This is a genomic window from Paenibacillus sp. F411, from assembly GCF_017582705.1.
Lineage (GTDB): Bacteria > Bacillota > Bacilli > Paenibacillales > Paenibacillaceae > Paenibacillus_AQ > Paenibacillus_AQ algicola.
Genome location: NZ_JAGFIP010000019.1, coordinates 38,446 through 64,337, shown reverse-complemented (window position 1 = coordinate 64,337; position 25,892 = coordinate 38,446). Strand labels below are relative to the sequence as shown.

29 protein-coding genes are annotated in these 25,892 nt (G+C 49.9%); all 29 read left to right on the top strand.

Annotated features, from left to right (window positions below; all coding sequences use genetic code 11):
* The first annotated feature begins 101 nt into the window (after positions 1 to 101).
* Complete coding sequence (gene sucD, locus JJQ72_RS17460; protein ID WP_138226138.1) at positions 102 to 1,031, top strand: succinate--CoA ligase subunit alpha; 930 nt, start codon at positions 102 to 104, stop codon at positions 1,029 to 1,031.
* Positions 1,032 to 1,162: 131 nt separating this feature from the next.
* Positions 1,163 to 2,296 carry a DNA-processing protein DprA gene (gene dprA, locus JJQ72_RS17455; RefSeq protein ID WP_208204464.1) on the top strand — a complete coding sequence of 378 codons (1,134 nt, stop codon included), beginning with the start codon at positions 1,163 to 1,165 and terminating at the stop codon, positions 2,294 to 2,296.
* 32 nt (positions 2,297 to 2,328) lie between these two features.
* Positions 2,329 to 4,428, top strand: coding sequence for a type I DNA topoisomerase (topA, locus tag JJQ72_RS17450; RefSeq protein ID WP_208204463.1), 2,100 nt, complete (start codon positions 2,329 to 2,331; stop codon positions 4,426 to 4,428).
* A gap of 25 nt (positions 4,429 to 4,453) precedes the next feature.
* Positions 4,454 to 5,782: an FADH(2)-oxidizing methylenetetrahydrofolate--tRNA-(uracil(54)-C(5))-methyltransferase TrmFO gene (trmFO, locus tag JJQ72_RS17445; RefSeq protein WP_138226135.1), complete on the top strand. Its 1,329-nt coding sequence runs from the start codon at positions 4,454 to 4,456 to the stop codon at positions 5,780 to 5,782.
* A 68-nt stretch (positions 5,783 to 5,850) separates the two neighbouring features.
* Complete coding sequence (hslV, locus tag JJQ72_RS17440; RefSeq protein WP_208204462.1) at positions 5,851 to 6,393, top strand: ATP-dependent protease subunit HslV; 543 nt, start codon at positions 5,851 to 5,853, stop codon at positions 6,391 to 6,393.
* A gap of 47 nt (positions 6,394 to 6,440) precedes the next feature.
* Complete coding sequence (gene hslU / locus JJQ72_RS17435) at positions 6,441 to 7,847, top strand: ATP-dependent protease ATPase subunit HslU (protein WP_208204461.1); 1,407 nt, start codon at positions 6,441 to 6,443, stop codon at positions 7,845 to 7,847.
* A 405-nt stretch (positions 7,848 to 8,252) separates the two neighbouring features.
* Entirely contained in the window at positions 8,253 to 8,660 is a 408-nt protein-coding gene (flgB, locus tag JJQ72_RS17430) for a flagellar basal body rod protein FlgB (RefSeq protein ID WP_138226132.1), read from the top strand.
* Positions 8,661 to 8,665: 5 nt separating this feature from the next.
* Positions 8,666 to 9,118 carry a flagellar basal body rod protein FlgC gene (gene flgC / locus JJQ72_RS17425; RefSeq protein WP_208204460.1) on the top strand — a complete coding sequence of 151 codons (453 nt, stop codon included), beginning with the start codon at positions 8,666 to 8,668 and terminating at the stop codon, positions 9,116 to 9,118.
* Between the two features lie 36 nt (positions 9,119 to 9,154).
* Positions 9,155 to 9,460: a flagellar hook-basal body complex protein FliE gene (fliE, locus tag JJQ72_RS17420; RefSeq protein ID WP_243896175.1), complete on the top strand. Its 306-nt coding sequence runs from the start codon at positions 9,155 to 9,157 to the stop codon at positions 9,458 to 9,460.
* A 31-nt stretch (positions 9,461 to 9,491) separates the two neighbouring features.
* The gene (fliF, locus tag JJQ72_RS17415) at positions 9,492 to 11,066 is read left to right on the top strand and encodes a flagellar basal-body MS-ring/collar protein FliF (protein WP_208204459.1); all 1,575 of its coding nucleotides are present in this window, start codon (positions 9,492 to 9,494) and stop codon (positions 11,064 to 11,066) included.
* 32 nt (positions 11,067 to 11,098) lie between these two features.
* Positions 11,099 to 12,094: a flagellar motor switch protein FliG gene (fliG, locus tag JJQ72_RS17410; protein ID WP_407669162.1), complete on the top strand. Its 996-nt coding sequence runs from the start codon at positions 11,099 to 11,101 to the stop codon at positions 12,092 to 12,094.
* Positions 12,087 to 12,935, top strand: coding sequence for a FliH/SctL family protein (locus JJQ72_RS17405; RefSeq protein WP_208204458.1), 849 nt, complete (start codon positions 12,087 to 12,089; stop codon positions 12,933 to 12,935). The genes fliG and JJQ72_RS17405 overlap by 8 nt, the downstream gene beginning before the upstream one ends.
* Positions 12,928 to 14,247, top strand: a complete 1,320-nt coding sequence (fliI, locus tag JJQ72_RS17400) for a flagellar protein export ATPase FliI (RefSeq protein WP_138227786.1) — start codon at positions 12,928 to 12,930, stop codon at positions 14,245 to 14,247. Before JJQ72_RS17405 ends, fliI begins: the two co-directional genes overlap by 8 nt.
* 9 nt (positions 14,248 to 14,256) lie before the next feature.
* Positions 14,257 to 14,700 (top strand): flagellar export protein FliJ, encoded by a 444-nt coding sequence (fliJ, locus tag JJQ72_RS17395; RefSeq protein WP_138226126.1) that lies wholly within the window; start codon positions 14,257 to 14,259, stop codon positions 14,698 to 14,700.
* 56 nt (positions 14,701 to 14,756) lie between these two features.
* Positions 14,757 to 15,665, top strand: a complete 909-nt coding sequence (locus tag JJQ72_RS17390) for a MotE family protein (RefSeq protein ID WP_208204457.1) — start codon at positions 14,757 to 14,759, stop codon at positions 15,663 to 15,665.
* Between the two features lie 43 nt (positions 15,666 to 15,708).
* Complete coding sequence (locus JJQ72_RS17385) at positions 15,709 to 17,037, top strand: flagellar hook-length control protein FliK (protein WP_208204456.1); 1,329 nt, start codon at positions 15,709 to 15,711, stop codon at positions 17,035 to 17,037.
* A 21-nt stretch (positions 17,038 to 17,058) separates the two neighbouring features.
* Positions 17,059 to 17,649 (top strand): flagellar hook capping FlgD N-terminal domain-containing protein, encoded by a 591-nt coding sequence (locus tag JJQ72_RS17380; protein ID WP_208204455.1) that lies wholly within the window; start codon positions 17,059 to 17,061, stop codon positions 17,647 to 17,649.
* A complete protein-coding gene (locus tag JJQ72_RS17375; protein WP_208204454.1) occupies positions 17,646 to 18,035 on the top strand; it encodes a TIGR02530 family flagellar biosynthesis protein in 390 nt (129 codons plus the stop codon). Before JJQ72_RS17380 ends, JJQ72_RS17375 begins: the two co-directional genes overlap by 4 nt.
* 78 nt (positions 18,036 to 18,113) lie before the next feature.
* A complete protein-coding gene (flgG, locus tag JJQ72_RS17370) occupies positions 18,114 to 18,932 on the top strand; it encodes a flagellar basal body rod protein FlgG (protein WP_138226122.1) in 819 nt (272 codons plus the stop codon).
* A gap of 57 nt (positions 18,933 to 18,989) precedes the next feature.
* On the top strand, positions 18,990 to 19,217 hold the full coding sequence (locus JJQ72_RS17365; protein ID WP_138226121.1) for a flagellar FlbD family protein: 228 nt from the start codon (positions 18,990 to 18,992) through the stop codon (positions 19,215 to 19,217).
* Positions 19,214 to 19,675, top strand: a complete 462-nt coding sequence (locus JJQ72_RS17360) for a flagellar basal body-associated FliL family protein (protein ID WP_208204453.1) — start codon at positions 19,214 to 19,216, stop codon at positions 19,673 to 19,675. Before JJQ72_RS17365 ends, JJQ72_RS17360 begins: the two co-directional genes overlap by 4 nt.
* Before the next feature lie 39 nt (positions 19,676 to 19,714).
* Positions 19,715 to 20,713: a flagellar motor switch protein FliM gene (gene fliM, locus JJQ72_RS17355; RefSeq protein ID WP_138226119.1), complete on the top strand. Its 999-nt coding sequence runs from the start codon at positions 19,715 to 19,717 to the stop codon at positions 20,711 to 20,713.
* Positions 20,703 to 21,998, top strand: a complete 1,296-nt coding sequence (gene fliY / locus JJQ72_RS17350; RefSeq protein WP_208204452.1) for a flagellar motor switch phosphatase FliY — start codon at positions 20,703 to 20,705, stop codon at positions 21,996 to 21,998. Before fliM ends, fliY begins: the two co-directional genes overlap by 11 nt.
* Before the next feature lie 27 nt (positions 21,999 to 22,025).
* Positions 22,026 to 22,391: a response regulator gene (locus JJQ72_RS17345; protein ID WP_138226117.1), complete on the top strand. Its 366-nt coding sequence runs from the start codon at positions 22,026 to 22,028 to the stop codon at positions 22,389 to 22,391.
* 3 nt (positions 22,392 to 22,394) lie between these two features.
* Entirely contained in the window at positions 22,395 to 22,913 is a 519-nt protein-coding gene (locus JJQ72_RS17340) for a FliO/MopB family protein (RefSeq protein ID WP_138226116.1), read from the top strand.
* On the top strand, positions 22,910 to 23,662 hold the full coding sequence (gene fliP, locus JJQ72_RS17335) for a flagellar type III secretion system pore protein FliP (protein ID WP_138226115.1): 753 nt from the start codon (positions 22,910 to 22,912) through the stop codon (positions 23,660 to 23,662). Before JJQ72_RS17340 ends, fliP begins: the two co-directional genes overlap by 4 nt.
* A 37-nt stretch (positions 23,663 to 23,699) precedes the next feature.
* Positions 23,700 to 23,969, top strand: a complete 270-nt coding sequence (gene fliQ, locus JJQ72_RS17330; protein WP_138226114.1) for a flagellar biosynthesis protein FliQ — start codon at positions 23,700 to 23,702, stop codon at positions 23,967 to 23,969.
* A gap of 11 nt (positions 23,970 to 23,980) precedes the next feature.
* Entirely contained in the window at positions 23,981 to 24,769 is a 789-nt protein-coding gene (gene fliR / locus JJQ72_RS17325; RefSeq protein ID WP_138226113.1) for a flagellar biosynthetic protein FliR, read from the top strand.
* A gap of 37 nt (positions 24,770 to 24,806) precedes the next feature.
* Positions 24,807 to 25,877, top strand: coding sequence for a flagellar biosynthesis protein FlhB (gene flhB / locus JJQ72_RS17320; RefSeq protein WP_208204472.1), 1,071 nt, complete (start codon positions 24,807 to 24,809; stop codon positions 25,875 to 25,877).
* Positions 25,878 to 25,892 lie beyond the last annotated feature (15 nt).

Genomic DNA, 25,892 nt, shown 5'->3' with positions numbered 1-25,892 from the left:
TCATTCCTGCAGAAGCATGCATGTGAGGCACGAAGGAAGAAACATTCCGTCCGTGCGATTGCTGTCCTTTTCAAATAACAGTTAGGGGATGTGAATCAATCGTGAGTATTTTGGTCGACAAGAATACAAAAGTGATTACCCAAGGAATTACCGGCAAGACGGCTTTGTTTCATGCCAAAGGCGCGCTCGATTACGGCACGCAGATGGTAGGAGGAACTTCTCCGGGCAAAGGTGGAACTCAAGTAGAGATTACACTGGAGAATGGCGAACTGGTGAGCCTGCCGGTATTTAATACCGTAGAGGAAGCCAAAGCAGCTACAGGCGCTACAGCAAGCGTTATTTATGTACCTCCAGCATTTGCAGCCGACTCCATCATGGAAGCGGTCGACGCTGAGATGGAGCTTGTCATCTGTATTACTGAAGGCATTCCGGTGCTTGATATGGTGAAGGTTTCCCGTTACATGGAAGGCAAGAAAACCCGCCTGATCGGCCCTAACTGCCCAGGTGTGATCACACCAGGCGAGTGCAAGATCGGTATTATGCCTGGATATATTCACATGCCAGGTCATGTTGGTGTCGTTTCCCGAAGCGGAACGCTGACTTATGAAGCGGTTCATCAGCTGTCGGCTCGCGGTATTGGCCAGTCTTCCGCTGTCGGTATCGGTGGAGACCCGGTGAAGGGCTCTGAATTTATCGACATCCTGAAGCTTTTCAATGAGGATCCTCAGACAAAAGCCGTGATTATGATCGGGGAAATCGGCGGAACCGCAGAGGAAGAAGCGGCGGAGTGGATCAAAGTGAACATGACCAAGCCTGTCGTTGGCTTCATTGGTGGCGCAACAGCGCCTCCAGGAAAGCGCATGGGACATGCCGGTGCGATTATTTCCGGCGGTAAAGGTACAGCAAGCGAGAAGATTTCCGTTCTGGAATCCTGCGGCATCAAGGTTGCGCCAACACCATCCGAGATGGGCTCCACCTTGGTTAGCGTTCTGGAAGAGAAGGGCATTCTGAATCTCTGCACAACGCACTAGGATGAATTGAATGCTTCTACATCGCAATAGTTAAACAATCGCAGTACAGGTAAGCAACCTTTTATTTCCTGATGGAAATGAAGGGTTGCTTTTTGCGTTTTTTTACTACTATATATATGGGAGGAATAGCTATGTCAACAAGTCCGCGGTACGAAAAAGCAATGCTGGTAGCTTTGCATGAAACGGAAGGTATTGGCTGGAAAACGATAGATAATCTCTATGCTTCTGGCTTGCATATGGACATGTGCAGTTATGGAGTCAAGGATTGGACGGCGATGGGGATTCGTGTCGAGGCTGCTCATCGGCTGTCCCTACATTTTGCAGAGGCTGTCGAGAACGCAGGCAATCGGCTGTCGAAGGAGCAGAATGAGGGAATCAGGGTGATCTGTATTCTTGATTCCATGTATCCGGATATGTTAAAGTCTTCTCCCCGGCCGCCTTGGGTCATGTATGCCCGCGGAAGCCTGGATTTACTGAACGGTCCGTCGCTTGCCGTGGTGGGCACCCGCGTTCCAACGGCGTATGGACGCAAAGTAGCCACGCTGCTGACGGAGGATCTAGTTACAAAAGGAGTGACTATTGTCAGCGGCCTTGCCCGCGGTATTGACAGCATCGCCCATGCTGCAGCGCTAAAGCAGAACGGAAAGACTATTGCCGTCCTGGGTGCGGGCGTGGATACGATTTATCCGCCGGAGAATCGTACTTTATATGAAGAAATCGCTCAACAAGGACTGCTGTTATCGGAATATCCGCCAGGCACCGGGGCCCATCCGGGCTATTTTCCACAGCGCAACCGGATTATTGCCGGAATTACATTGGGAACGCTCGTGGTAGAGGCCGACATTCGAAGCGGCTCTTTAATTACGTCGGATGCAGCGCTGGAAGCAGGACGGGATGTTTTTGCAGTTCCGGGTCCAATCACTTCCCCCAAAAGCAGAGGAACGCTTGAGCTGATCAAGCAGGGTGCCAAGCTGGTTACCGCTATTGAGGATATTACAGAAGAGTATCAGCGCCAGCTGAAGGAGGCTGCGGAGAAGTCTTCTGTAGGTGCCCATACATACACAAAAGATTATGCCAGCAGTGTCGATGGGTTGACAAAAGAGGAAATGGAACTATACCATATGTTGCAGCAGGGTCCCGGATCTGTGGATGAGCTGCTGGAGCGTACCCGGTGGGAATTTGGACTTTTGCATTCAGTTCTGTTATCTTTAATCATAAAAAAGCAAATTACCCAATTACCCGGTGCTATATATAAACTAATATAATAGGTAGTTAACTTTTGGAGGAGGATGAACCTGTGGCGGATTCACTCGTCATCGTCGAATCGCCGGCCAAGGCGAAAACGATTGGCAAATATCTCGGCAGCAAATATATCGTGAAGGCTTCAATGGGCCATGTTCGTGATCTGCCCAAGAGCCAAATCGGCGTTGAGGTCGAAAACGATTTCAACCCGAAATATATTACGATCCGCGGTAAAGGTTCGGTTCTCAAAGAGCTGAAGGATGCCAGTAAAAAGGTGAAAAAAGTATACCTGGCAGCTGACCCCGATCGCGAAGGAGAAGCCATTGCCTGGCATTTGGCGCATGCGCTGGAACTAGACGAAACTCAAAGCCTGAGAGTCGTATTTAATGAAATTACCAAAACGGCGGTGAAGGATGCATTCAAAACACCGCGTAAAATTAATATGGATTTAGTAAATGCACAGCAGGCGCGGCGGATTCTGGATCGCCTTGTGGGATACAAGATCAGCCCACTGCTGTGGAAAAAAGTGAAGAAGGGGCTCTCTGCCGGCCGTGTTCAATCCGTTGCCGTCAAGATTATTCTGGATCGGGAGCATGAGATCAGTGCTTTCGTACCTGAGGAATATTGGACGATTACAGCGAAGCTGGCGGTGAAGGGCAGTGCCTTCGACGCTAAATTTCATAAGCTGGACGGCAGCAAGAAGGAGCTGGGCAGCGAGCAGGATGTTAACGAGGTGCTTTCGATCATTCAGAAGGCTTCCTTTGAAGTGAGTGAAGTGAAGGAACGAGAGCGCCAGCGTCACCCGTCGCCTCCATTTACGACTTCTTCTTTGCAGCAGGAGGCAGCACGGAAGCTGGGCTTCCGCGCGGCAAAGACGATGTCGGTGGCCCAGCAGCTGTATGAGGGCGTAGAGCTGGGGAAAGAGGGAACGGTCGGCTTGATCACCTATATGAGAACGGACTCCACGCGGATCTCGGAGACCGCCCAGGGTGAAGCCAAGGAATTTATTACGGGTAAATATGGTACGGATTATGTGCCAGAAAGCCCGCGTCAATATGCCAAGAAAGCTTCTAATGCTCAGGATGCGCATGAAGCTATTCGTCCGACCTCGATCGAGCGTGATCCGGAGAGCATGAAGCCATTCATGAGCCGTGATCAGATGAGGCTGTACAAGCTGATTTGGGATCGGTTTATTGCGAGCCAGATGGCGTCCGCAATCCTGGATACGATGTCTGTAGATATTGCTGCAGGCCGGGCAACCTTCCGGGCAACGGGATCGAAGGTTCGGTTCCCGGGCTTCATGAAGGTATATGTGGAAGGGAATGATGACGGTACGACAGAAGAAGAGAACTTTCTTCCTGCTCTGCAGTCCGGTGACAAGCTGGAACATGACAGTATTGAACCGAAGCAGCATTTTACACAGCCACCGCCAAGGTATAGCGAGGCACGGCTCGTACGCACGCTGGAGGAGCTCGGGATTGGCAGACCAAGCACTTACGCGCCAACGCTGGAAACGATTCAGAAGCGCGGCTATGTCGCGATTGAAGAGAAAAAGTTTATGCCTACCGAGCTCGGCGAATTGGTCATCGAGCAGATGGAGCAATTTTTTCCGGAGATTCTGAACGTAGAGTTTACAGCCAATATGGAAGAGGATCTCGACCATGTAGAAGAAGGCGCAGAGGATTGGGTAAAGGTTCTTGGAGAATTCTACAAGTCCTTTGAGAAACGTCTTACGGTAGCTGAGGAAGAGATGAAAGAGATCGAGATTGAAGATGAGGTCTCTGATGAAATCTGCGAGAAGTGCGGCAAGCCGCTAGTGTACAAGCTTGGCAGATTCGGCAAGTTTCTGGCCTGCTCCGGGTTTCCGGATTGCCGAAATACGAAGCCGATCATTAAGGACATTGGAGTAACCTGCCCGAGCTGTAAGGAAGGCCATGTCGTGGAACGGCGCAGCAAGAAAGGCCGGGTGTTTTATGGCTGTGACAGATATCCGGAATGTGAATACGTTTCGTGGGATAAACCGTCACTGAAGCCCTGCCCGAATTGCAGCAGCCTGATGACGGAGAAGAAGACGAGACAAGGAATTAAGCTGCAATGTACGTCCTGCGATCATTCTGAAATGATGGAAGAGCCGGAGGACGGTTCAGATTTGTAAGGCATAACAGGGGGTAAAGGCAAACGTGAAGGATATACAAAGAGTTACCGTGATCGGAGCAGGACTTGCGGGAAGCGAGGCGGCCTGGCAGCTAGCTAGCCGCGGGGTTCCGGTTACATTATATGAAATGCGTCCGGTCGTCAAAACGCCGGCACATCATACCGATCAATTTGCGGAGCTGGTATGCAGCAACTCGCTGCGTGCGAATGGCATGAGTAATGCTGTTGGTGTGCTGAAGGAAGAAATGCGCATGCTGAATTCCCTCGTGATTGGGTCGGCAGACCGCAATGCCGTTCCGGCCGGTGGAGCGCTGGCTGTGGACCGTGACGGCTTCTCCGGTGAAATTACAGAGACGCTGCATCAGCATCCGCTGATTGAAGTCGTAAATGAAGAGCTCCAGCATATACCTGAAGAAGGGATTGTCGTCATTGCTACAGGTCCGCTGACCTCTCCTGCGCTGTCCCAGCAAATTCGGGAACTGATGGGCGAAGATTACTTTTACTTTTATGATGCCGCAGCACCGATCATCGAAAAAGATTCCATTGATATGAGCAAGGTGTATCTCGCCTCCCGATATGACAAGGGTGAAGCGGCCTATCTGAATTGTCCTATGACCGAAGAGGAGTTTGATCGCTTTTATGAAGCGCTGATCTCGGCTGAGGTTGCCGAGCTGAAAGAGTTTGAGAAAGAAATCTATTTCGAGGGCTGTATGCCCATTGAGGTCATGATGAAGCGTGGCAAGCAGACGGCGTTATTCGGCCCTATGAAGCCGGTAGGCCTTCCTAATCCGCATACCGGTACTTTGCCTCACGCTGTAGTCCAGCTCCGTCAGGATAATGCTGCAGGTACGCTCTACAATCTCGTCGGGTTTCAGACTCATTTGAAGTGGGGCGAACAGAAGCGGGTATTCTCGCTGATTCCTGGACTTGAGAATGCGGAGATCGTCCGATATGGCGTTATGCACCGCAATACATTCGTGAATTCGCCGAAGCTGCTAGAACCGACTTATCAGGTAAAGGGGCGTCCGAACTTATATTTGGCCGGGCAGATGACTGGTGTCGAGGGCTATGTGGAATCTGCGGCATCCGGGCTGATTGCAGGAATTAATGCTGCAAGAGCGGCGCTTGGCAAAGAGGGGATTGTATTTCCTGAGGAAGCCGCCATCGGCAGTATGGCTCAGTATATAACGAATGCCGACCCGGAGCATTTCCAGCCGATGAACGCGAACTTTGGTTTGCTGCCGGTTCTGCCCAAGCGAATTCGCAACAAGAAAGAGAAGAATGAAGCGCTGGCGAACCGGGCTATTGAGAAGCTGAATGAATTTATTCATACACACGAGCTCCGTCGATCTTAATCCGGTAGTGACAACCTGACAGCAAATTTCATCCACTCGATTGAAGTATGTGAGGAGGCGGTTATACCATGGAAATGAGTTTTCATGCGACGACCATCTGCGCGGTTCGCCATAATGGCAAATCGGCGATCGCCGGAGATGGTCAGGTGACATTTGGACAAAATGTTGTGATGAAGCAGACCGCCAAAAAAGTACGCCGTTTATACCGGGGACAAGTTGTCGCCGGTTTTGCCGGTTCTGTGGCCGATGCTATCACGCTGTTTGAGAAGTTTGAAGGAAAGCTGGAGGAGCACCAGGGAAATTTGCAGCGGGCTGCCGTAGAATTGGCCAGAGAGTGGCGTCAGGACCGGATCCTGCACAAGCTGGAGGCCTTGATGATTGTGATGGATCAGAGCGGGATGCTCCTGATCTCGGGCGGCGGCGAGATCATCGAGCCGGATGATGAGGTGCTGGCGATCGGCTCTGGCGGAAATTTTGCCTTGTCCGCAGGCAGAGCACTGAAGCGCCACGCTGTTCATCTGGAAGCCGCAGACATTGCCAAAGAGGCGCTGTTGATTGCGTCTGAGGTATGTGTATATACGAATAGTAATATCATCGTAGAAGAAGTGTAGATATCGCTCAGTAACGATTGCTGCGACATGCAGGGTGGAGGAATGAGATGAATAACGAATCGATGACGCCTAGACAAATTGTAGCCGAGCTGGATAAGTATATCGTTGGTCAGAAGCAGGCCAAAAAATCCGTGGCTGTAGCACTCCGCAACCGCTATCGGCGCAGCCGGCTCAGTGAAGCCGAGCGCGAGGAGATCGTGCCTAAGAATATTCTCATGATGGGACCGACCGGTGTCGGTAAGACCGAGATTGCTAGGCGCCTGGCTAAGCTGGTGCACGCGCCGTTCGTGAAGGTGGAAGCGACCAAATTTACTGAGGTGGGCTATGTCGGTCGTGATGTGGAATCTATGGTCCGGGATCTCGTCGAAACCGCTATTCGAATGGTCAAGGCAGAGCGGACTGAGAAGGTGAAGGATAAAGCGGAAGAGATGGCGAATGAGCGGATTGTCCACATTTTGGTGCCGTCCTCCAAGGGTCAGAAAACGCAAAAGAATCCGTTTGAAATGCTGTTTGGCGGCAGTCAGGGCCAAGAAAACGAAGAGCCGGAGAACAAGAGTGAAAATGACAGCAGTATAAAGGAGAAACGTCGTCAGGTTCGCTTCAATTTATTATCCGGGAAGCTGGAAGAGGATCTCATTGATGTGGATGTGGAGGATCAGACACCTCCGATGTTTGATATGTTTGCCGGTCAAGGGAACGATCAAATGGGTATGAACATGCAGGAAATGTTTGGAAGCCTGATGCCTAAACGCACCAAAAAGCGAAAGCTTCCAATCAAGGATGCCCGCAAGGTGCTGATTCAGGAGGAAGCTGCCAAGCTGATCGATATGGATGATGTGATCCAGGAATCGGTGAGAAGGGCGGAGCAGTCCGGCATCATTTTTATTGATGAGATTGATAAGGTTGCCAGTCAGGGGCGTGCTTCAGGGCCGGATGTGTCTAGAGAAGGGGTACAGCGAGATATTCTCCCGATCGTAGAAGGCTCTACCGTGATGACCAAATACGGACCTGTGAAGACCGATTTCATCCTCTTCATCGCTGCAGGTGCATTCCACATTGCCAAGCCTTCAGATCTCATTCCGGAGCTGCAGGGACGCTTCCCGATCCGGGTAGAGCTGAGCAGCCTTACTCTGGATGATTTTGTGTCCATATTGACCGAGCCGCAAAATGCTTTGACCAAGCAATACACAAGCCTGCTCCAGACGGAGGATATTACGGTACAATTCTCAGATGAAGCTATTCGGGAAATTGCGCAGATTGCTGCCTCCGTCAATCAGAATACGGAAAATATCGGAGCAAGACGACTACACACGATCCTGGAGAAGCTGCTGGAGGACCTGTCCTTTGAAGCCCCCGAGCTTACACTGGATTCCATGGTTATTACGCCGCAATATGTTCGCGAGAAGCTGGGCGAGATTGCTCAGGATCGGGATTTAAGTCAATATATCCTGTAGATGAATCTTTAACAGCGCCATTTGACCCAGGAAATTTAGAACATAAACGTACTTTCGAGTATGTCATTTAGCCAGTACTATGTCGCGGGTCATGTAGTAAATTGGAAATTTGACGAACCTGATCAAGGTCAGAAATACTCAGATTCTAACATAAATTTCAATAATTTAGGATAAATAAGCGCGAAAATGAATCCTAAGCCCTTCTTTGTGGTAAAAGATAGGGCTTTTTTCTTATTGTAAAAAGTTCCAATGTTTAAGAAACTTAGTTTAGGTGACAGCATGTTGTCTTTTTCAACTAAAGTCCCAGGTTGACACGAGTGAATTATTTTTTTTGTCGAATAAAGAGGATTTTAGGTAAAGATGTTGAATTGGTTGTGCAATGACTATGAAGAGAGGATGGGTCTGGTGAACTTGTTAGGGAGCAGCAGCTTTCAACGGCTGCAGGGTGGTTTGGACGCAGCAAACGCTAGAAATGTGGTTATTACCAACAATATCGCGAATGTGGACACGCCTCATTTCAAGCGTTCCGAGGTAGCCTTCGAGAGTATTCTGAAAATGGAAATGAGCGGAATGAAAACAAGTCTGACAGGTAAAAGAACCGATCCGCGTCATTTTGTGATCGGCCCAAGCAGCAAGCTCCCGAGCTCTACCCTTCAAATGGATCAATCCAGTGCAATGAACAATAATGGCAATAATGTCGATATTGATCGGGAAATGTCTTTATTGGCCGAAAATCAGCTTAGATATAACTCTTATGTACAGGCAGTAAACGACCAAATTCGATTAATGCGTGCAGCAGTAGAAGGGAGATAGGTCATTTGAACTTCACAGGAAGCTTTAACATCAGCGCTTCGGCCTTGACGGCCCAGCGGTTCCGGATGGATGTCATCTCCTCGAACATTGCTAATGCAGAAACAACCCGGGCCAAGGTGGAGAATGGTGTGTCCGTGCCATACCGCCGTAAAACCGTCGTTATGGAGCCGATGAAGCAGAGCTTTGACGCCATGCTTCAGGCCAAGATGAATGGCAGCAGCCAGCCGGTGCAAGGGGTGAAGGTCAGTCAGATCCGTGAGGATCAAGCCCCGCTTAAGCCCGTATACAATCCGGGACATCCCGATGCGAATGCGGAGGGCTATGTCTTTATGCCTAACGTAGATATTACTAGAGAGATGGTTGACCTGATTTCTGCAAGCCGATCCTATGAGGCCAATGTAACAGCATTGAATGCGACAAAAGCCATGGTGATGAAGGCACTTGAAATTGGAAGATAAGATTTCGTTACATAACATCCGACAGGAGGAACCATTTTGATCCAGAATACTATGTTTAATCCCGGGAGCTTGCCTTTGCAGGCATCATCTCTGGCCAAGCCCGCAGCTACACCTTCGGATTCCATTCAGCAGTTTGGTGCATATTTGCAGGAAGCGATTCAGTCCGTGTCCGCCCAGGAGAAAACTGCAAGCCTCATGAGTGACAAGATGATCACCGGGCAGGTGAGCGTGGACCAGACGATGATTTCCGCCCAACAGGCTTTGCTGAGCGTACAGCTCACCACTCAGGTCCGAAACAAAGTAGTAGAGGCCTATCAGGAGATTATGCGTACGCAAATGTAAGCTTCAGCAATGACTGTGATGAGGTGACAATGTGAATGAGCGATTAACCCAGTACCGGGAGAAAGCTTCCGGTTATTGGAATCAATTTAGCAGCAAGCAAAAAATCATGCTTGTATCGACGATCGTTTTTATCTTGATTGCGATTGTCGCATTAACCATAAGGTTCTCGAAGACGGAATACGAAGTGGCCTTCCGAGACCTGGATGCTGCAGATGCAGCCGGAATTATGAGTCACCTGGATTCACAAGGCATTCCTTATCAGCTGGGACCTGACGGCACAACGCTCTCCGTTACGAGCAAGGATGCAACTCGCGTTCAGATTGATGTAGGCTCTCAAGGTCTCGTACAGAACGGGACGATTGGACTAGAAACGTTCGAACAGAACTCTTCCGCAATTGGGATGACGGATAATGAGTTCGAAGTGAAATATGTAAATGCTCTAAATGGCGAAATAGAGCGCATGCTCAGGAAGATGAGCGGAGTACATGACGCCACAGTCCTATTGAATCTTCCGAAAGAGAGTCTCTTTGCATCTCAAGCCGACCGTGAGAAAGCAACGGCTTCTGTGGTCATGAAGTTCAAGCCGGGCTACCGTCCCAGCCAGGAAATGATTGACAGCTATTATAATCTCGTCAGAACCTCAGTGCCGAATTTACCGGTTGAGAACATTACAATTACAAATGATGAAGTAGAGTTAATCGCTACTGCCAAGGGCGGTCAAGGTGGTTTGATTGGCAAAGTCGAAGAAAACTTCGCACTGCAGAAGCAGTTTGAGAACAATGTACGCCAGAATGTGCAGCAATTTTTATCCCAGTACATGGGTCCGAATAAGGTCAACGTGCTCGTCATGTCCACACTGAACTTTGATCAGATTCAGAGCAAGGAAAATTTAGTTACGCCGGTCAATGAAGAAGAAATGAAGGGAATCGAAATCAGTGTGCAGGAAATCCAGAAAAATTATTCCGGTACTAGCAATCCTACAGGCGGTGTTGCAGGGGTAGGCGAGGAAGAAATTTCAGGATATCCCAGTGATTCTTCAAGCGGCGAGAGTAACTCGGAAGAAAGCTCAAGCACCATCAATTATGATGTTAACCGAATTACCAGAGACGTAATCTCCAGTCCTTATTCTGTAAAAGATTTAACCATTAATGTCTCTGTTGAACCACCCGGCGGCGAGGAAAATTTGGATGAAGCTACACGCGGGGCGATTGAGAACATATTGATCAATATCGTCAGAGCCTCGTTAGCGGATTCGAGCCTTGCATATACAGATGCTGATTTGGCTAAAAAAGTTTCGGTCGTGTCGCAGGTTACAGATAACAGCTTGGCTGAAGAATCTGATTCTCTTCTATCGAATCCGATCATTTGGGGAGCAGCCCTGGCGGCAGCCGCTTTGCTGGCCGGAGGGATTATCTTTATGGTTCGAAGACGAAGAGCGCAGGACGAAGAAGAGGAGCTGGAGCTACCTCCGATTACCGAATTGCCTTCCATTAATCTGGAAAGCGTCACGAACGACAGCCAGGTTCGCAAGCAGCTGGAAACCCTGGCGAAAAAGAAGCCGGACGAATTCGTCAATTTACTTCGCACGTGGCTTGCTGAGGAATAGGAGTGGAAGCATTGTCCAGAGTTACAAATCCCATGTTAAGCGGCAGGCAAAAGGCTGCCATCCTGTTGATTACACTCGGGCCGGAGGTATCCGCCCAAATCTTCAAGCATCTGAGAGATGATGAGATCGAACAGCTTACTCTGGAAATTGCGAATGTGCGCAAGGTAGACGGTGGCGAGAAAGAGCTCATTATGTCGGAGTTTCATCAGATCTGTCTTGCCCAGGAGTATATTTCTCAAGGCGGCATCACGTACGCCAAAGAAATTCTGGAAAAGGCTTTGGGAAGTGAAAAAGCGCGGGAGGTTATCAACAGGCTGACCGCGACCCTGCAGGTCCGTCCGTTTGATTTTGCGAGAAAAGCAGACCCGAGCCAAATTCTCAACTTTATACAGAACGAAAATGCTCAAACGATTGCTCTGGTGCTGTCGTACCTCCAGTTTGAGCAGGCTGCTTCGATTCTGTCGGCTTTGCCGCAGGACAAGCAGGCAGAGGTTGCCCGCCGGGTTGCGGTTATGGATAGCACCTCGCCCGAGGTCATTGCTCAGGTCGAGCGGGTGCTGGAGCAGAAGCTGTCATCAACCGTCACGCAGGATTACACGAGTGCCGGCGGTATTGAATCAATCGTTCAGATTCTGAATGGAGTCGATCGGGGAACTGAAAGAACGATTCTCGATGCGCTGGAGATTCAAGATCCGGAGCTGGCGGAAGAGATCAAGAAACGGATGTTTGTCTTTGAGGATATTGTCAATGTGGACAACCGCTCGATTCAGCGTATCATCCGCGATATCGAGAATGCGGATCTGCAGCTGGCACTGAAGGTGGCAAGCGAGGAAGTTCGAGATGTTATTTTCCGGAATATGTCCAAACGGATGGCGGAAACGTTCAAGGAAGAGATGGAGTATATGGGTCCTGTGCGTTTGCGTGACGTTGAAGAGGCGCAGACGCGCATCGTAAGCACGATCCGCAGACTGGAGGAAGCTGGAGAAATTATCATCGCCCGTGGCGGAGGAGATGACATCATTGTCTAATTTGATCAAGCCTTCTCAGTACATGCCGATTGATATGCTAAAGGAACTGGATTTGTCCCGGAAGTACCCTTCAACGGAGCCGGAAGAGAGAGAGACGGCAGTATTTGAAAGTGAGCTCCAGCCCGAAGTACAGCACACTTTGGAATCGGCTCAATTGGCCAAGCAGGAAATGCTGCAGGATGCAAAGGAGTTTGCCGAGCGTCAAATCAGGGAGGCTGCAGAGGCTGCGGAGCAGCTGCTTTCCCAGGCGCAGGAGCAAATTGCAGTCTGGTGGGAAGAGCGTCGAAGTCAGGACGAAAGCATTGCGGAGGGTGCTCGCGCGGAAGGCTTCCAACAAGGCTATGAGGCCGGGTCGCTCAAGGCTCAGCAGGAGATGAATGAGCTCCTGCAGCAAGCGGCCCAGGAAGCCCAGGGCGTCTTGAGCCAAGCTTATTCAGCCAAGGAAGAGCTGATTCAGGAAGCCGAGCCGTTTCTTGTAGAGCTCAGCTGCTCGGTCGCCGAGAAGATTGTCGATCACCAATTGACATTGGAGCCTGATTTCGTGCTGAAGCTAATTCGAAAGAACTTGGCCCGCAAGAAGGAGAAAGGGATGATTTCGCTCTGTGTGGCTCCCTCCCAGTTCGCATTCGTTCACGCCGCCCGGGAGGAGCTTGCATTAAGCGTCGACTCCCAGGCGGAGCTTCAGGTGCTGCCGGACTCCACTGTAACGGATTTGGGATGTGTGATTAGGTCATCCTTCGGCAGTGTAGATGCCAGAATTGATACACAGCTGTCCGAGATCAAGAAGGAATTAATTCGGATATCCCTAGATGACACGCAACGGAGAGCTGCCGATGAGTAAGCTGGACAGCAGTCGTTATAAAGATCATCTGCAGCATGTGGATCCTGTGCGGATCAACGGTAAAGTGACTCAGGTTATCGGCCTGATGCTGGAATCAGAAGGCCCGGATGCAAGTATTGGCGAGGTGTGCTACATCTATCCCTCCAAGCAGAGCAAACCGCTGCAGGCTGAAGTCGTGGGTTTTCGTGATAATAAGGTGCTGCTGATGCCTTTGGGGGATCTGCATTCAATTGGTCCAGGCTGTGATGTCGTTGGCACCGGCAAGCCGCTTAATGTTCAGGTGGGATCGGAGCTGTTAGGTAAAGTGTTGGACGGCTTGGGACAGCCTTTAGACGGTTCTGTGCTGCCCGCACGAATGTCTCACAGCTCTACCAATAATATCCCGCAGAATCCGTTGAATCGTCCGCGTGTGCAAGAGCCGATCAGCATCGGGGTGAGAGCTATTGACGGCCTCCTCACGGTCGGTAAAGGGCAGCGGGTCGGGATTTTTGCCGGCTCAGGGGTCGGAAAGAGCACCTTGATGGGCATGATCGCCCGGAACACCTCCGCAGATGTGAACGTCATTGCTCTAATCGGAGAGCGGGGCAGAGAGGTGCTCGACTTTATCGAGCGCGACCTGGGACCAGAGGGCTTGAAGCGTTCCGTAGTCATCGTGGCCACCTCGGATCAGCCAGCGCTCATTCGGATTAAGGGCGCATTGATTGCAACGACCATTGCTGAATATTTCAGGGACCGCGGCTTAAATGTCATGCTAATGATGGATTCGGTCACCCGCTATGCAATGGCACAGCGTGAGGTCGGGTTAGCGGTTGGCGAGCCTCCTGCAATGCGGGGATACACCCCGTCCGTGTTTGCCAGCCTGCCGAAGCTGCTGGAACGCGCCGGTACAGGTCCAAGCGGCTCGATTACTGCTTTTTACACGGTGCTTGTTGACGGCGATGATATGAATGAACCGATTGCTGATGCTGTCCGCGGCATTTTGGATGGACATATTGTGCTGAACCGCAGCATTGCTAACAAAGGGCATTTCCCAGCGATTGATGTGCTGGCGAGCATCAGCCGTGTCATGAAGGATATTGCACACGAGGACCAGCTGGAAGCGGCCGAGAACGTAAAACGGCTGATGGCCGTATACAAAAATTCCGAGGATCTGATCAACATTGGAGCTTACCAGCCAGGCTCTAATGCGGAGATTGACGAGGCTATAAATATGATCCATCAGATTTGGGATTTTACGAAGCAGAAAGTCAATGAAAAGGTAAGTCTGGAAAAGGTGCAGGAGCGTCTAATTGCTGAATTTTCAAGGAGATGACGATGATTCATGAGGTTTCACTATGCATTTCAAAAAATCGTAGATCTTAAAGGCAATGAGAAGGCACAGGCCGAGTGGATGCTGTCTGCGGCAATTGGAGAATTGAAGGCGCAGGAGCAAAATCTGCATCAGCTGCTTCAGAAGCGGGACGAGATTGGCCATTCCCTTCAACAAGCAGCCCAGAAAAGTACTCCGATCTCGGAAATGTGCCGCCTGCAGTCTTATGCAGAGTATCTGGACACCCTCATCGAGCAGAAGAATACGGATATTGAGCAGGCCCACAGCAACGTGAAGCATAAGCAGGGAAAGCTGACCGAGAAAATGCTGGATGAAAAGGTCTGGATGAAAGCAAGAGAAAAATCACTTGAGAAGTTCCGGCACGAAAGTCTCCTGCGGGAACAAAATGAGCTGGACGAGCTGGCTACAGTCCGTTATACGGTCCAAAGCCGCTAAATCGGAGGCGTTTTTCGAATAAACGCGTCCTTAGCCCGCAGAGGAGGATAACATTAATGGCTCGCAAGGATATGCCGCTGGATCAAGAGGAATCAAGCGGAGGCTTGGAGAAAAGCCTGCTGTTCCTGATCCCGATTATGTTCACAATCGTTTTGGTGGGCGTTCTGCTCACGCTGTTTAACATTGATTTTCGCAATAGTGCAATGAATTTAGGAAACAAGATTCCTATCGTGAAGGATTGGATACCGGGCCCGGAGCTAACCCCGGAAGAAGCAGCTGCCCAGGACAAGGAAGATAGCACGGCAAAGGAATTGGAGGCTCTGAAGCAGCAGCTGGCCGAACGGGAGCAGGAGCTTGAAGAAATGACCAGTCAGAAGAACTCCCAAGAGACCAAAGCTGCGGAGCTGCAGGCGCAGTTAGATGCAGCCCAGAATGAGGCTGCGGCAGAGGAGACAGAGGATCCCTATTTCCAGCAGATTAGTGACCTGGCTAAAATGTATGCTGGCATGAGCCCCAGTAAAGCAGCTCCCATTATCGAGAGCTTGACGAAAGAGGAAATGGTGCTCATTCTGGGAGCCATGAAGAATGATCCACGAGCGGCGATTTTGGAAAAAATGAATCCTCAAACCGCAGCGGATGCAACCATGCTATTAAAGGATGCAAAGCCGGCGAGAGATCAAGCGATTGCGGCGCTGCAATCCCGATTAGTTAAAGAGGAGCAGGATGCATCGGATAGCCAGCGAAGCAGTCTGGATCAAAATGAGCTAAGCCAGACCTTCTCCAGAATGGCACCCAAGAGCGCTGCAGAGCTGCTGATTCAAACCTATAAGATTACACCTGATAAAGCGATTACGATCCTTAAATCCGTCGATGATGCAGCCAGAGCCAAAATTCTGGATGAGCTGTCTGGCGCTGAGCCTGAAATGGCTGCCAGAATCCTGAATCGTCTGATGGGTGCCCAGTAGTTTTTTATCCCGGGAAAGCCATGGGAAAGGAGGTGAATAATCCATGTCATTAATCTTTCAAAAGCTGACGGCCTCATCCGGTGCATCCTCCAGTCCGTTAGGCAAAGTCTCTGAAGTGGGTCAACAGGGGCAAGGTGTACTGCTCGGGATGTTCGGCGAGGCTTTAAATCTCCAAATGGGTGCGGAAGGCAGCAAGAAATCGATGCCTGCCGATGTCAGCGGCAATGGCTTGAATCCGCTGCTTGCGTGGTTACGCAGCACGCCGGCTGAAGGCTCTGAACTGATTGCCGCGGGAGAGAGTGCACTTTATATAGAGCTGGATCTATTAGAAGGGGCACTGCAATACACCGAGGTCCCTCATTTGGAACAGCTGGAGCAGGCATTAGAAGAGAATTCAGACCTGCTACAGGAAGTGCAGGCCTGGCTGGCTACGGCTCAGCTGGTCATCCAACGCTTCCAATCCATGCAGCAAGAACAGGGCTCGGCAGGCTCGGCCAGTGCTGCTTGGACATCAACCGAGGAATCAATGGTTCAACTGCCGGCGCTGGCTGCACATAAAGAAACGATACGCTTTGCCGTTCAGGACGTACTGACACAGCTTTCTCAGCTCAAGGTAAAGCCTGAGGCTGCAGAGGAGTTCAGCTCCCAGCTGCGCAATTTGTTAAAGGGCTATGAAGAGATGCTTCATGCTGCGGTCCGCGGCAAGTTCACGAAGCAAGAATTCTCTGAGGTTTCAATTAAAGCAAATGCATCGACAGCGCTGCCGCTTATGGAAGAACAGTCAGAATTTTCTGAGCTGCTGCCGGAGCCGGAAGTATTAACAGCCGGACAGCTGGCTATTCGTTCGGGAGGCAGCACGCCGATCAAGACGACAGAACCGATTCCAGTGCATCAATTTGCAAGGGAAATGACCCAGTTTACGGTAAACAAGCTGGAATTTATCAAGCAGCAGGGCTTTACTGAAGCCAGAATCTCTTTGAATCCAGAGCATCTGGGCAAGGTCGACATCAAAATAATGATGCAAAACGGCCAGCTGGTGGCGCAGTTTATGACTCACAGCGCAGAAGCCAGGGAACTGCTTGACCAGCAAATGACCCAGCTGCGTACGGCATTGCTGGGACAAGGCCTGCAGGTTGAGAAGCTGGAGGTTACTCAGAACAGCCAGACCTCCACGTCGCAATTTCATATGCAGGACGGCAGGCAGTCCGGTTCAGGACAGCAGCAGCCGGGCAGACGCTCCAAAGAAGCCAATACGACGACTGACGACGCTTTACTTACCGCAGAGCTGACCGAGGAATGGAACGATTGGAAGGCCGAAGCGGAGCAACTCAGCCAGTTAGGCCGGGAGGGTGGCTTCCAGGCTAAAGCTTAGAACACGGAGGTGAACACAATTATGGCCTCAGGCTACATCAATCAAGCAGTATGGCCTCATTATTCGCCAAGCAATATCCAGCAGGCCGGCAAGGCCGAAGATACGAGCACGATGGGCAAGGATCAATTTCTGAGTATTTTGATTGCGCAGCTTCGTTATCAGGATCCTATGCAGCCAATGCAGGATAAGGAATTTATTGCCCAGATGGCCCAATTCACATCCTTGGAGCAGCTTATGAATATCTCATCCCAGTTGACCGATATGAGGCAGTCTCTTGGCAGTGCGTCCGGTCTAATCGGGCAAAAGGTAAGCTGGATTGCGGTGGATCAAAGTGGAAACTCTTCCGTTAAATCAGGCATCGTGGACTCGATCCTCATCCGGGGAGGCATGCATTACGCAAGTATCGGAGCGGCAGAGATTGCGCTGGAGCACATCGTGCAGATCGAGAACGCACCGGCATCAGCCCCTTCCCCATCACCAGAGACGCCAACACCAGCACCTGCACCGGGTGAGAGCAGCAATGAAGATATTCAGCTGGCGGCTGAGGATGACGGGAGCTACAGTGACAATACAGCGGATTCTCCACAGCCTGCTGACGGTACTGAAATATGAATGACCGGATAACCATTGGATCGATGTATCCAGGCTCCCTTCATCCTGCTTCTCTACACAACAAAAGACAGTCTTCTCCTCCAGGCAGCTCTGCAGAGAACGGGGTGTTCAAGGAGCTTCTAAGAGAGAATCAGATCAAAATCAGTCAGCATGCTGCCAAACGAATGGAGCAGCGAGGCATTCAGCTTCAAAGCGACCAGCTGGCTCAGATCAGCACCGCAGTCGAGCAGGCAGCAGCCAAAGGCAGTAAAGAATCACTGATTCTGCTCAGAGACATGGCATTTATTGTGAACGTGCATAATCGCACGATGGTGACAGCGATGGATGGCAAGGCCATGAAGGACAATGTGTTTACACAAATTGATAGTGCGGTCATCATTTCTTAATTATTAAACGGCTGGCCCGTAAGGAAGCCATAGACCGTGGATCGACAGAAGCGGTCTTTATAAGGAGGATAAATAAACATGCTGAGATCAATGTATTCAGGCGTATCCGGGATGAGAGGATTTCAAACCAAGCTGGACGTGATCGGTAACAATATCGCGAACGTAAACACGGTGGGCTTTAAAGCCAGCCGCGTAATGTTTAAGGATATTTTGAGCCAAACGGTTTCCGGTGTCACTGCTCCGGTTGAAGGGGAACAGGGCGGCGTCAACGCCAAGCAAATCGGTTTGGGTGTCACGATTGGCTCCATTGATACCGTGCACACTCCGGGCAGCGCGCAGACAACGAACAATCCGACGGATCTTCGTATCGACGGTGACGGATTTTTCATGGTCAAGATGAGTGAAGATCAGGAAGTCCCGTTCCTGACACGTGCCGGTAACTTTATGCTGGACGGTAACCGGGCTCTGGTCACTTCCGACGGGATGTTCGTCTGTGATATTGATGGGGCACCGATTGTACTGGGAGCGGAAGTAACCAGCTTCTCGATTGGACTCGACGGATCGATTCTGACGCAGGGCGGAGACGGTGACGCGGTTCAGATTGGCGTAGCTAAGGTTGCGAATCCTTCTGCTCTGGAAAAGGTCGGAGGGAACCTCTACCGCGTAAATGCAAATGCACTGGGTGAAGACGGAGACGCAGAAGCCATGGGCCTTGCAGCTAACAGTGAAGAGAACGGAACGGGTGCTATTGTTGCCGGCCAGCTTGAGATGTCCAATGTGGACCTGACGGGCGAATTTACGGAAATGATCGTGGCCCAGCGTGGATTCCAGGCAAATTCCCGGATCATTACAACTTCGGATGAGGTACTGCAGGAAGTTGTTAACCTGAAGCGTTAAGCATTGAATGACTAAAGGGGGGCTTGTTCCCCCCTGATGATCTGGAGGAGGCTTTCAATGATCCTGGTAACAAGATTAAACGGTTCACAAATGTGGCTGAATGCGCTGCTGATCGAGATGGTGGAGGAAACGCCGGACACCTACATTACGCTGACAACCGGCAAAAGATTAATTGTGCTGGAGAAGGCGCCTGAAGTAATCCAGTCCATCAAGGCTTATCACCAGGAGATCGGCATGCAGCAGGCATCCATTAAAGTGCAGCATCAGACGGAGGAATCCCCATGAAAAAAATGCTTCCCTGGCTCATTACCATACTGGTATCCATCACTTTGATTGTGTTAGTCGTCTTTTTATTATCTGACAAGCTACTGGGCGGAGATGACAAGCAAGCGGCTCCGATGAAGCAGGAGGAGCCTGTAATGACGGCAGATGAAATTGTCGAGGTAACTTCAGAGCTGGTGGATATTACGACGAATATGTCCGATCCCAGCTATATTGCGAAGATCAGCTTCGCTTTTCAGCTGAGTGACAAGAAGGCGAAGGAGGACTTTGATAAGATCAAGGAAATTCGCATCAAGCCGATCATTATTAAGACCCTGATGGATACCAAGCCGGAAAGCTTGAAAGATTCTAAAGGAGTCGAGCAGCTCACCAAAGTATTGCAGGACGAAATTAACAAGAATGTGAAGCAAGGTGAAGTCGTGCAAGTGGACGTTACGAACAAGCTGGTCACTGGCATTTAAAATGAGCATCCACAGCTTGCACATAAGGGGGTGAGGTAATTGGTGGACGTATTATCGCAAAATGAAATTGACGCCCTCCTGGCTGCACTCTCGTCCGGTGAAATGGATGCAGATGAGCTGAAAAAGGAAGATACGCAGAAAAAAGTCCGCTCGTATGATTTTAAACGCGCCGTGCGATTTTCGAAGGATCATATCCGAAGCCTGACACGGATCCATGAGAATTTTGCTCGTTATCTGACGACCTATTTTTCAGCCCAGCTGCGCACATTTGTCCAGATAAATGTCGTTCAGGTGGAGCAGCTCCCTTATGATGAGTTCATCCGGTCCATTCCCAAAATGACGGTCCTGAATATATTCGAAGCGGAGCCGCTGGAAGGGCGGATGGTGCTGGAGGTTCACCCCAACATCGCCTATGCCATGCTGGATCGCCTCTTAGGCGGATCGGGAAGTGCACCATCCAAAATTACATCTTTGACTGAAATTGAAACGATTATTATGGAACGGATTTTCAGTCGTGCATTTGAAAGCCTTCAGGAGGCCTGGAAGACCGTGCTTGATATTTCACCGCGTCTAGAGGCTATGGAAACTAACCCGCAGTTCATGCAGATTGTATCACCGAACGAGACGATTGCCTTGATCTCGCTCAGTACCAAAATTGGAGATACCTCCGGGATGATTAACCTTTGTATTCCGCATGTGGTACTAGAGCCTATCATGTCCAAGCTCTCTGTTCATCAATGGTTTACATCAGAGAAGAAGGTCAGGGATCCCGAAGAGGTAGATGCACTAAAGGCACGCGTAAATAAAGCGGAGCTTCCGATTATTGCCGAGCTGGGCGAATCGCGAATTACGATATCCGAATTCTTGGGATTGAGCACCGGCGATGTAATTACGCTGAACAAGCCTGTCCATAACGGGCTGTCGATCAAGGTCGGTGACAAGGTGAAATTTATGGGAAGCCCGGGCACCTTAAAGGACCGGATTGCGGTGCAGATTGATGAAATCGTCAGCGAAGGAGATGAAGAATTTGACGAGTAAAGATTATTTATCCCAGGAAGAGATTGACGCCCTGCTGCAGCAATCAGGAATGTCTTCGACTCCATCCTCCCCGCTGAGTGTGGATGATGTGCTGACACCGCTTGAACAGGATGCTTTAGGCGAGATCGGAAATATCACATTTGGCAGCGCAGCTACGGCCTTGTCCACACTGCTGGGCAAAAAGGTGGATATTACCACACCAAAGGTATCGATTATTACAAGAGATCAGTTCGAAGCGGAGTTTCCGAAGCCTCATGTTGCGGTCCACGTCACTTATGTAGATGGCTTTGAAGGAATTAATTCGCTGGTGATCAAGACCAGAGATGCTCAGATCATCGCAGATCTTATGCTGGGCGGAGAAGGGGCACCTCAGGATGAAGAGCTGAATGAGATTCATATCAGTGCCGTTCAAGAAGCGATGAACCAGATGATGGGCTCGTCGGCCACGAGTATGTCCACCATTTTCAACCGGTTCGTCAATATTTCTCCACCGGGAATTGATATCCTGAACATGTCGAATGGAGATGGCGTCAGCAATCTGCCAGGGGATGAGACATTGATCAAAATTTCCTTCCGGCTTATTATCGGGGATTTGATCGACTCCACCATCATGCAGCTTCTCCCGGTACAATTCGCCAAGGATATGGTGAACATTCTTATGAATGGCGGTGAAGCTGAGGCCGAAGAGCCAGCTGCCGCTGAAGCCGCTCCTGCTGCTCAAGCCCCAGCCGCCCCAGCACAGCCTCCGCAGCCAGATCTGGCGCCGCCAGGACAGCCTGCGCCAGGCTATGGATACGGTCAAGGGATGCCGGGTGCAGAGATGCCGGGTCAACCAGGCTACGGCCAGCCACCATATGTGCAGTCGCCGTACGGTCAGCCAGGGTATGGACAAGCGCCGTATGGTCAGCCGCAAATGCCTTATCCTCAGGCCCCGCAGCATTTTGGAGGAGTACCAAACCGGAACGTAAATGTGCAGCCGGTGCAGTTCGCTAATTTGCAAAATGCACCTTTTGGCCCAGCCGATGAAAGCAATTTGAACTTACTGATGGACATTCCTCTTAAAGTCACCGTAGAATTAGGAAGGACCCAGAAGCAAATTAAGGATATCTTGGAAATGTCACAAGGCTCTATTATTGAGCTGGACAAGCTTGCGGGAGAGCCTGTAGACATCCTGGTGAACAACAAGCTGATTGCTAAAGGCGAGGTCGTCGTGATTGACGAGAACTTTGGCGTCCGTGTGACAGATATCGTAAGCCAATGGGACCGAATACAAAAATTACAATAGCACACATTTAGGGAGGATTTTAAATCAATGGCAAATCGAATTCTGATCGTGGACGACGCTGCATTTATGAGAATGATGATTCGTGACATTTTGACCAAAAATGGGTTCGAAGTGGTAGGAGAGGCGCAGGACGGCGCGCAAGCTATTGAGAAGTTTAAGGAGCTGCGTCCGGATCTGATCACAATGGACATTACAATGCCTGAAATGGACGGTATTGCGGCATTGAAAGAAATCAAGAAGAATGATCCCAATGCGAAAGTCATTATGTGCTCGGCGATGGGCCAGCAGGCCATGGTTATTGATGCCATTCAGGCGGGTGCAAAGGACTTTATTGTGAAGCCATTCCAGGCTGATCGGGTCATTGAAGCGATTAACAAAACGCTCGGCGTGTAAGACATGCCGTTGTCATCCGATATACCGAGACCGGATACGTCGGGCTTTTATCTGCAATTGTTCTACGTATTCATTGTGCTTGCCATCATTGTGTTCCTCATTATTACACTGTTCCGCTATTTAGGCCGGAAGAATCAAAGCTGGATGAAAGGACGCTCCATCAAGACATTAGGTGCCTTGGGAATGGGGCCGAACAAATCTGTCCAGGTCATTGAGGTGGGAGAGAGCATTTATGTTGTCGGTGTCGGTGAGGATCTGTCACTGCTCGACAAGATCACCGACCCTGATGAGGTGGCACGGTTAAGGGCAGCAATGGAGCAGGAACAGCATCGCGCGGCGGGCACCATGCCCCCGTTCATCAGTAATTTTGCTGCCAAGCTAAAAAAGAATCGTCCTCCGGAGGATGTTGAACTTGAGGATACTTCATCATTTCATGAAGTGTTTGAATCCAAGCTGCGCAATGTACCGAACCGGAAACAAAAGGTCGAAGAATTGCTGCGGGAGGATCAAAAGGATTCATGAACAAACGAATTGCTAGTCTGATGCTACTGATCCTCCTTGTCGGTGCGGCCTGGGCCACTCCCGTCTTGGCGGATCCCATTCCGAATATTGATATTCAAATTGGCGGAGAAGGCGAGCAGCCCGGTACAAGTGCACTGTCCCTGATCCTGCTAATCACCGTACTAAGTGTCGCTCCAGCCATTCTGGTGCTCATGACGAGCTTTACACGGATTGTCATTGTCCTCGGGTTTGTCCGTACTTCCCTGGGGACACAGATGACACCTCCGAATCAGGTTCTCATCGGGCTTGCGTTATTCTTCACACTGTTTATCATGGCGCCTACGTTCTCAACAATGAACGAACAGGCACTGCAGCCCTATCTGCAGGGAGAAATTACGCAAAGCGAAGCCTTGGAGAGAGCAGAGGATCCCATTAAGCAGTTTATGTTCGCTCATACACGTGAGAAGGATCTTTTACTGTTTATGAAATATACCGGTGAAGATAAACCGGAAACGTACGAGGACATCCCATTAACGGTTCTTGTCCCTGCCTTTGCGATCAGTGAGCTAAAAACAGGATTTCAAATGGGCTTTATGATTTTCATTCCGTTTCTGGTCATTGATATTGTCGTAGCCAGCGTTCTAATGGCCATGGGGATGATGATGCTGCCACCGGTCATGATCTCATTACCCTTCAAAATTTTACTGTTTGTGCTGGTAGACGGCTGGTATCTGGTTGTAAAGTCCTTGCTGATGAGCTTCAACACATAGCTGCAGGCAGCAGAAATAATGATCAGGAGGACAAACCGTGAATGCTGAATTTATTATCGGCTTAGCCGGTCAGGCTGTGTATACCGTTTTGAAGGTGAGTGCGCCGATGCTGATCCTTGCCCTTTTGGCGGGTCTGGCTATCAGTATTTTTCAAGCAACAACACAGATTCAGGAGCAAACCCTGGCCTTTGTTCCCAAAATTATCGTGGTTCTGCTGGCCTTGCTCATATTTGGGCCCTGGATCTTAACCACATTGGTGGATTTCACGTTTGGGATTCTGGACAATCTCTACAAATATATCGGATAGGCTGAATGTCCATGGAATGGTTAGAGCAAAGTGTTCCCGTTTTTATGCTTATGTTTTGTCGAATAACAGCATTTTTTGTGGTCGCTCCGGTCTATTCTTCGCGAACGGTGCCGACCACCCATAAGCTGGGCTTGTCGTTTATTGTCACGCTGCTCGTTTATCTTTCGTTTGGCTTAAGTCAGACAGTGACAGACAATATGTCCTATATCTTGCTGATCCTTCAAGAAGTGCTGATTGGACTGCTGCTGGGCTTTACGGCCTACCTGATGTTTGCCGTCGTACAGACGGCAGGAGCATTGATTGATATCCAGATTGGCTTTGCAATGGCGAATGTGATTGATCCTGTATCAGGCGTATCCTCGCCACTGATCGGCAACTTTAAGTATATGCTGGCCATTCTGGTATTTCTGAGCATGAACGGCCACCACTATCTACTGGATGCCATTATGTACAGCTATGAGTGGGTGCCTGTAACGGGAAATGTGTTTTTCAAATTTGAGGACGGCAGCACTTCGGAATTTTTGATTAAGACCTTTTCGTATTCATTTGCACTGGCGCTGCAGATGTCGGCTCCGATTGTCGTATCTTTATTTTTAACGGATCTGGGATTGGGCTTTCTAGCAAGAACAGCGCCGCAGTTTAACGTGTTTGTCATTGGAATTATTGTCAAGATACTGGTTGGTTTGGGCATGCTCTTTCTTTTAATGCCTGGAATGGTGACGCTGTTTGATCATCTGTTCGACAAGCTGTTCAGGGCGCTGCAGGGACTGCTTGGTGTTCTGGGGCAAAGGCCGGAATAGCGGCAGGGGAAAGCGAGGAATACAATTGAGATTTGAGATGGATCTGCAGCTGTTTGCGGGGGAGAAGACCGAGAAGGCCACGCCGAAAAAGAGGCAGGAAACACGTAAAAAAGGACAGGTTGCTAAAAGTATGGAGCTTTCCGGCGCCTCCATCCTGCTTGCTGCTTTCATTTGCCTTATTTTTTTCGGAGGCTATATTCAGAATCATCTGGTCCGGCTGTTTACGGATGTATTCATCAATCGTCTGGAGATGGCGGTCACTAAAGATAATGTAGTCATGCTTCTGGGAGAGTATGGCATACAAATTCTGATTCTCGTGGCTCCGATATTTATTAGCGTGCTCGTTATTGCGATCATTGTAAACTACATGCAGGTCGGGTTTCTGCTTACGGGAGAGCCATTGAAGATGAAGCTGAACAAGCTGGATCCCATTAAAGGGTTCAAGAATATATTCTCGCTTCGTTCATTGGTTGAATTCTCCAAATCCATACTCAAGCTGGCCATCATCGGATACCTTGTATACACCTCACTTTGGAGTGCAAAGGAAGACCTGTCCAAGCTGGCCACTACCAGTCCGGGACAAATACTGCATTTTACAGCTGATGTTACGCTTTGGCTGGGGATTAAGATCGGGGCCGGCCTACTCGTTCTCGCGGTCTTCGATTATATGTATCAGAAATACGATTACGAAAAGAACATTCGCATGTCCAAGCAGGACATCAAAGACGAGTATAAAAAGATGGAAGGCGATCCCTTAATCAAGGGAAAGATCCGGGAACGCCAGCGGCGGATGGCACTGCAGCGTATGATGCAGGAGATTCCGAAGGCGGACGTCATCATTACGAACCCGACCCACTTTGCTGTGGCTTTGAAGTATGACGGTTCCAGCATGGAAGCGCCGCAGGTGCTTGCCAAAGGGCAGGATTATATGGCTTTGAAAATCAAAGAAATTGCCAAGAATCATGGCGTGATGACGATGGAGAACAAACCGCTTGCACGGGCATTATTTCAACGGACTGAGATTGGCGACGCCATACCGGGTGACTTGTTTCAGGCCGTAGCTGAAGTGCTGGCATATGTATACAAGCTTAAAGGCAAGGCGAATTAAAGCAGGGAACGGAGG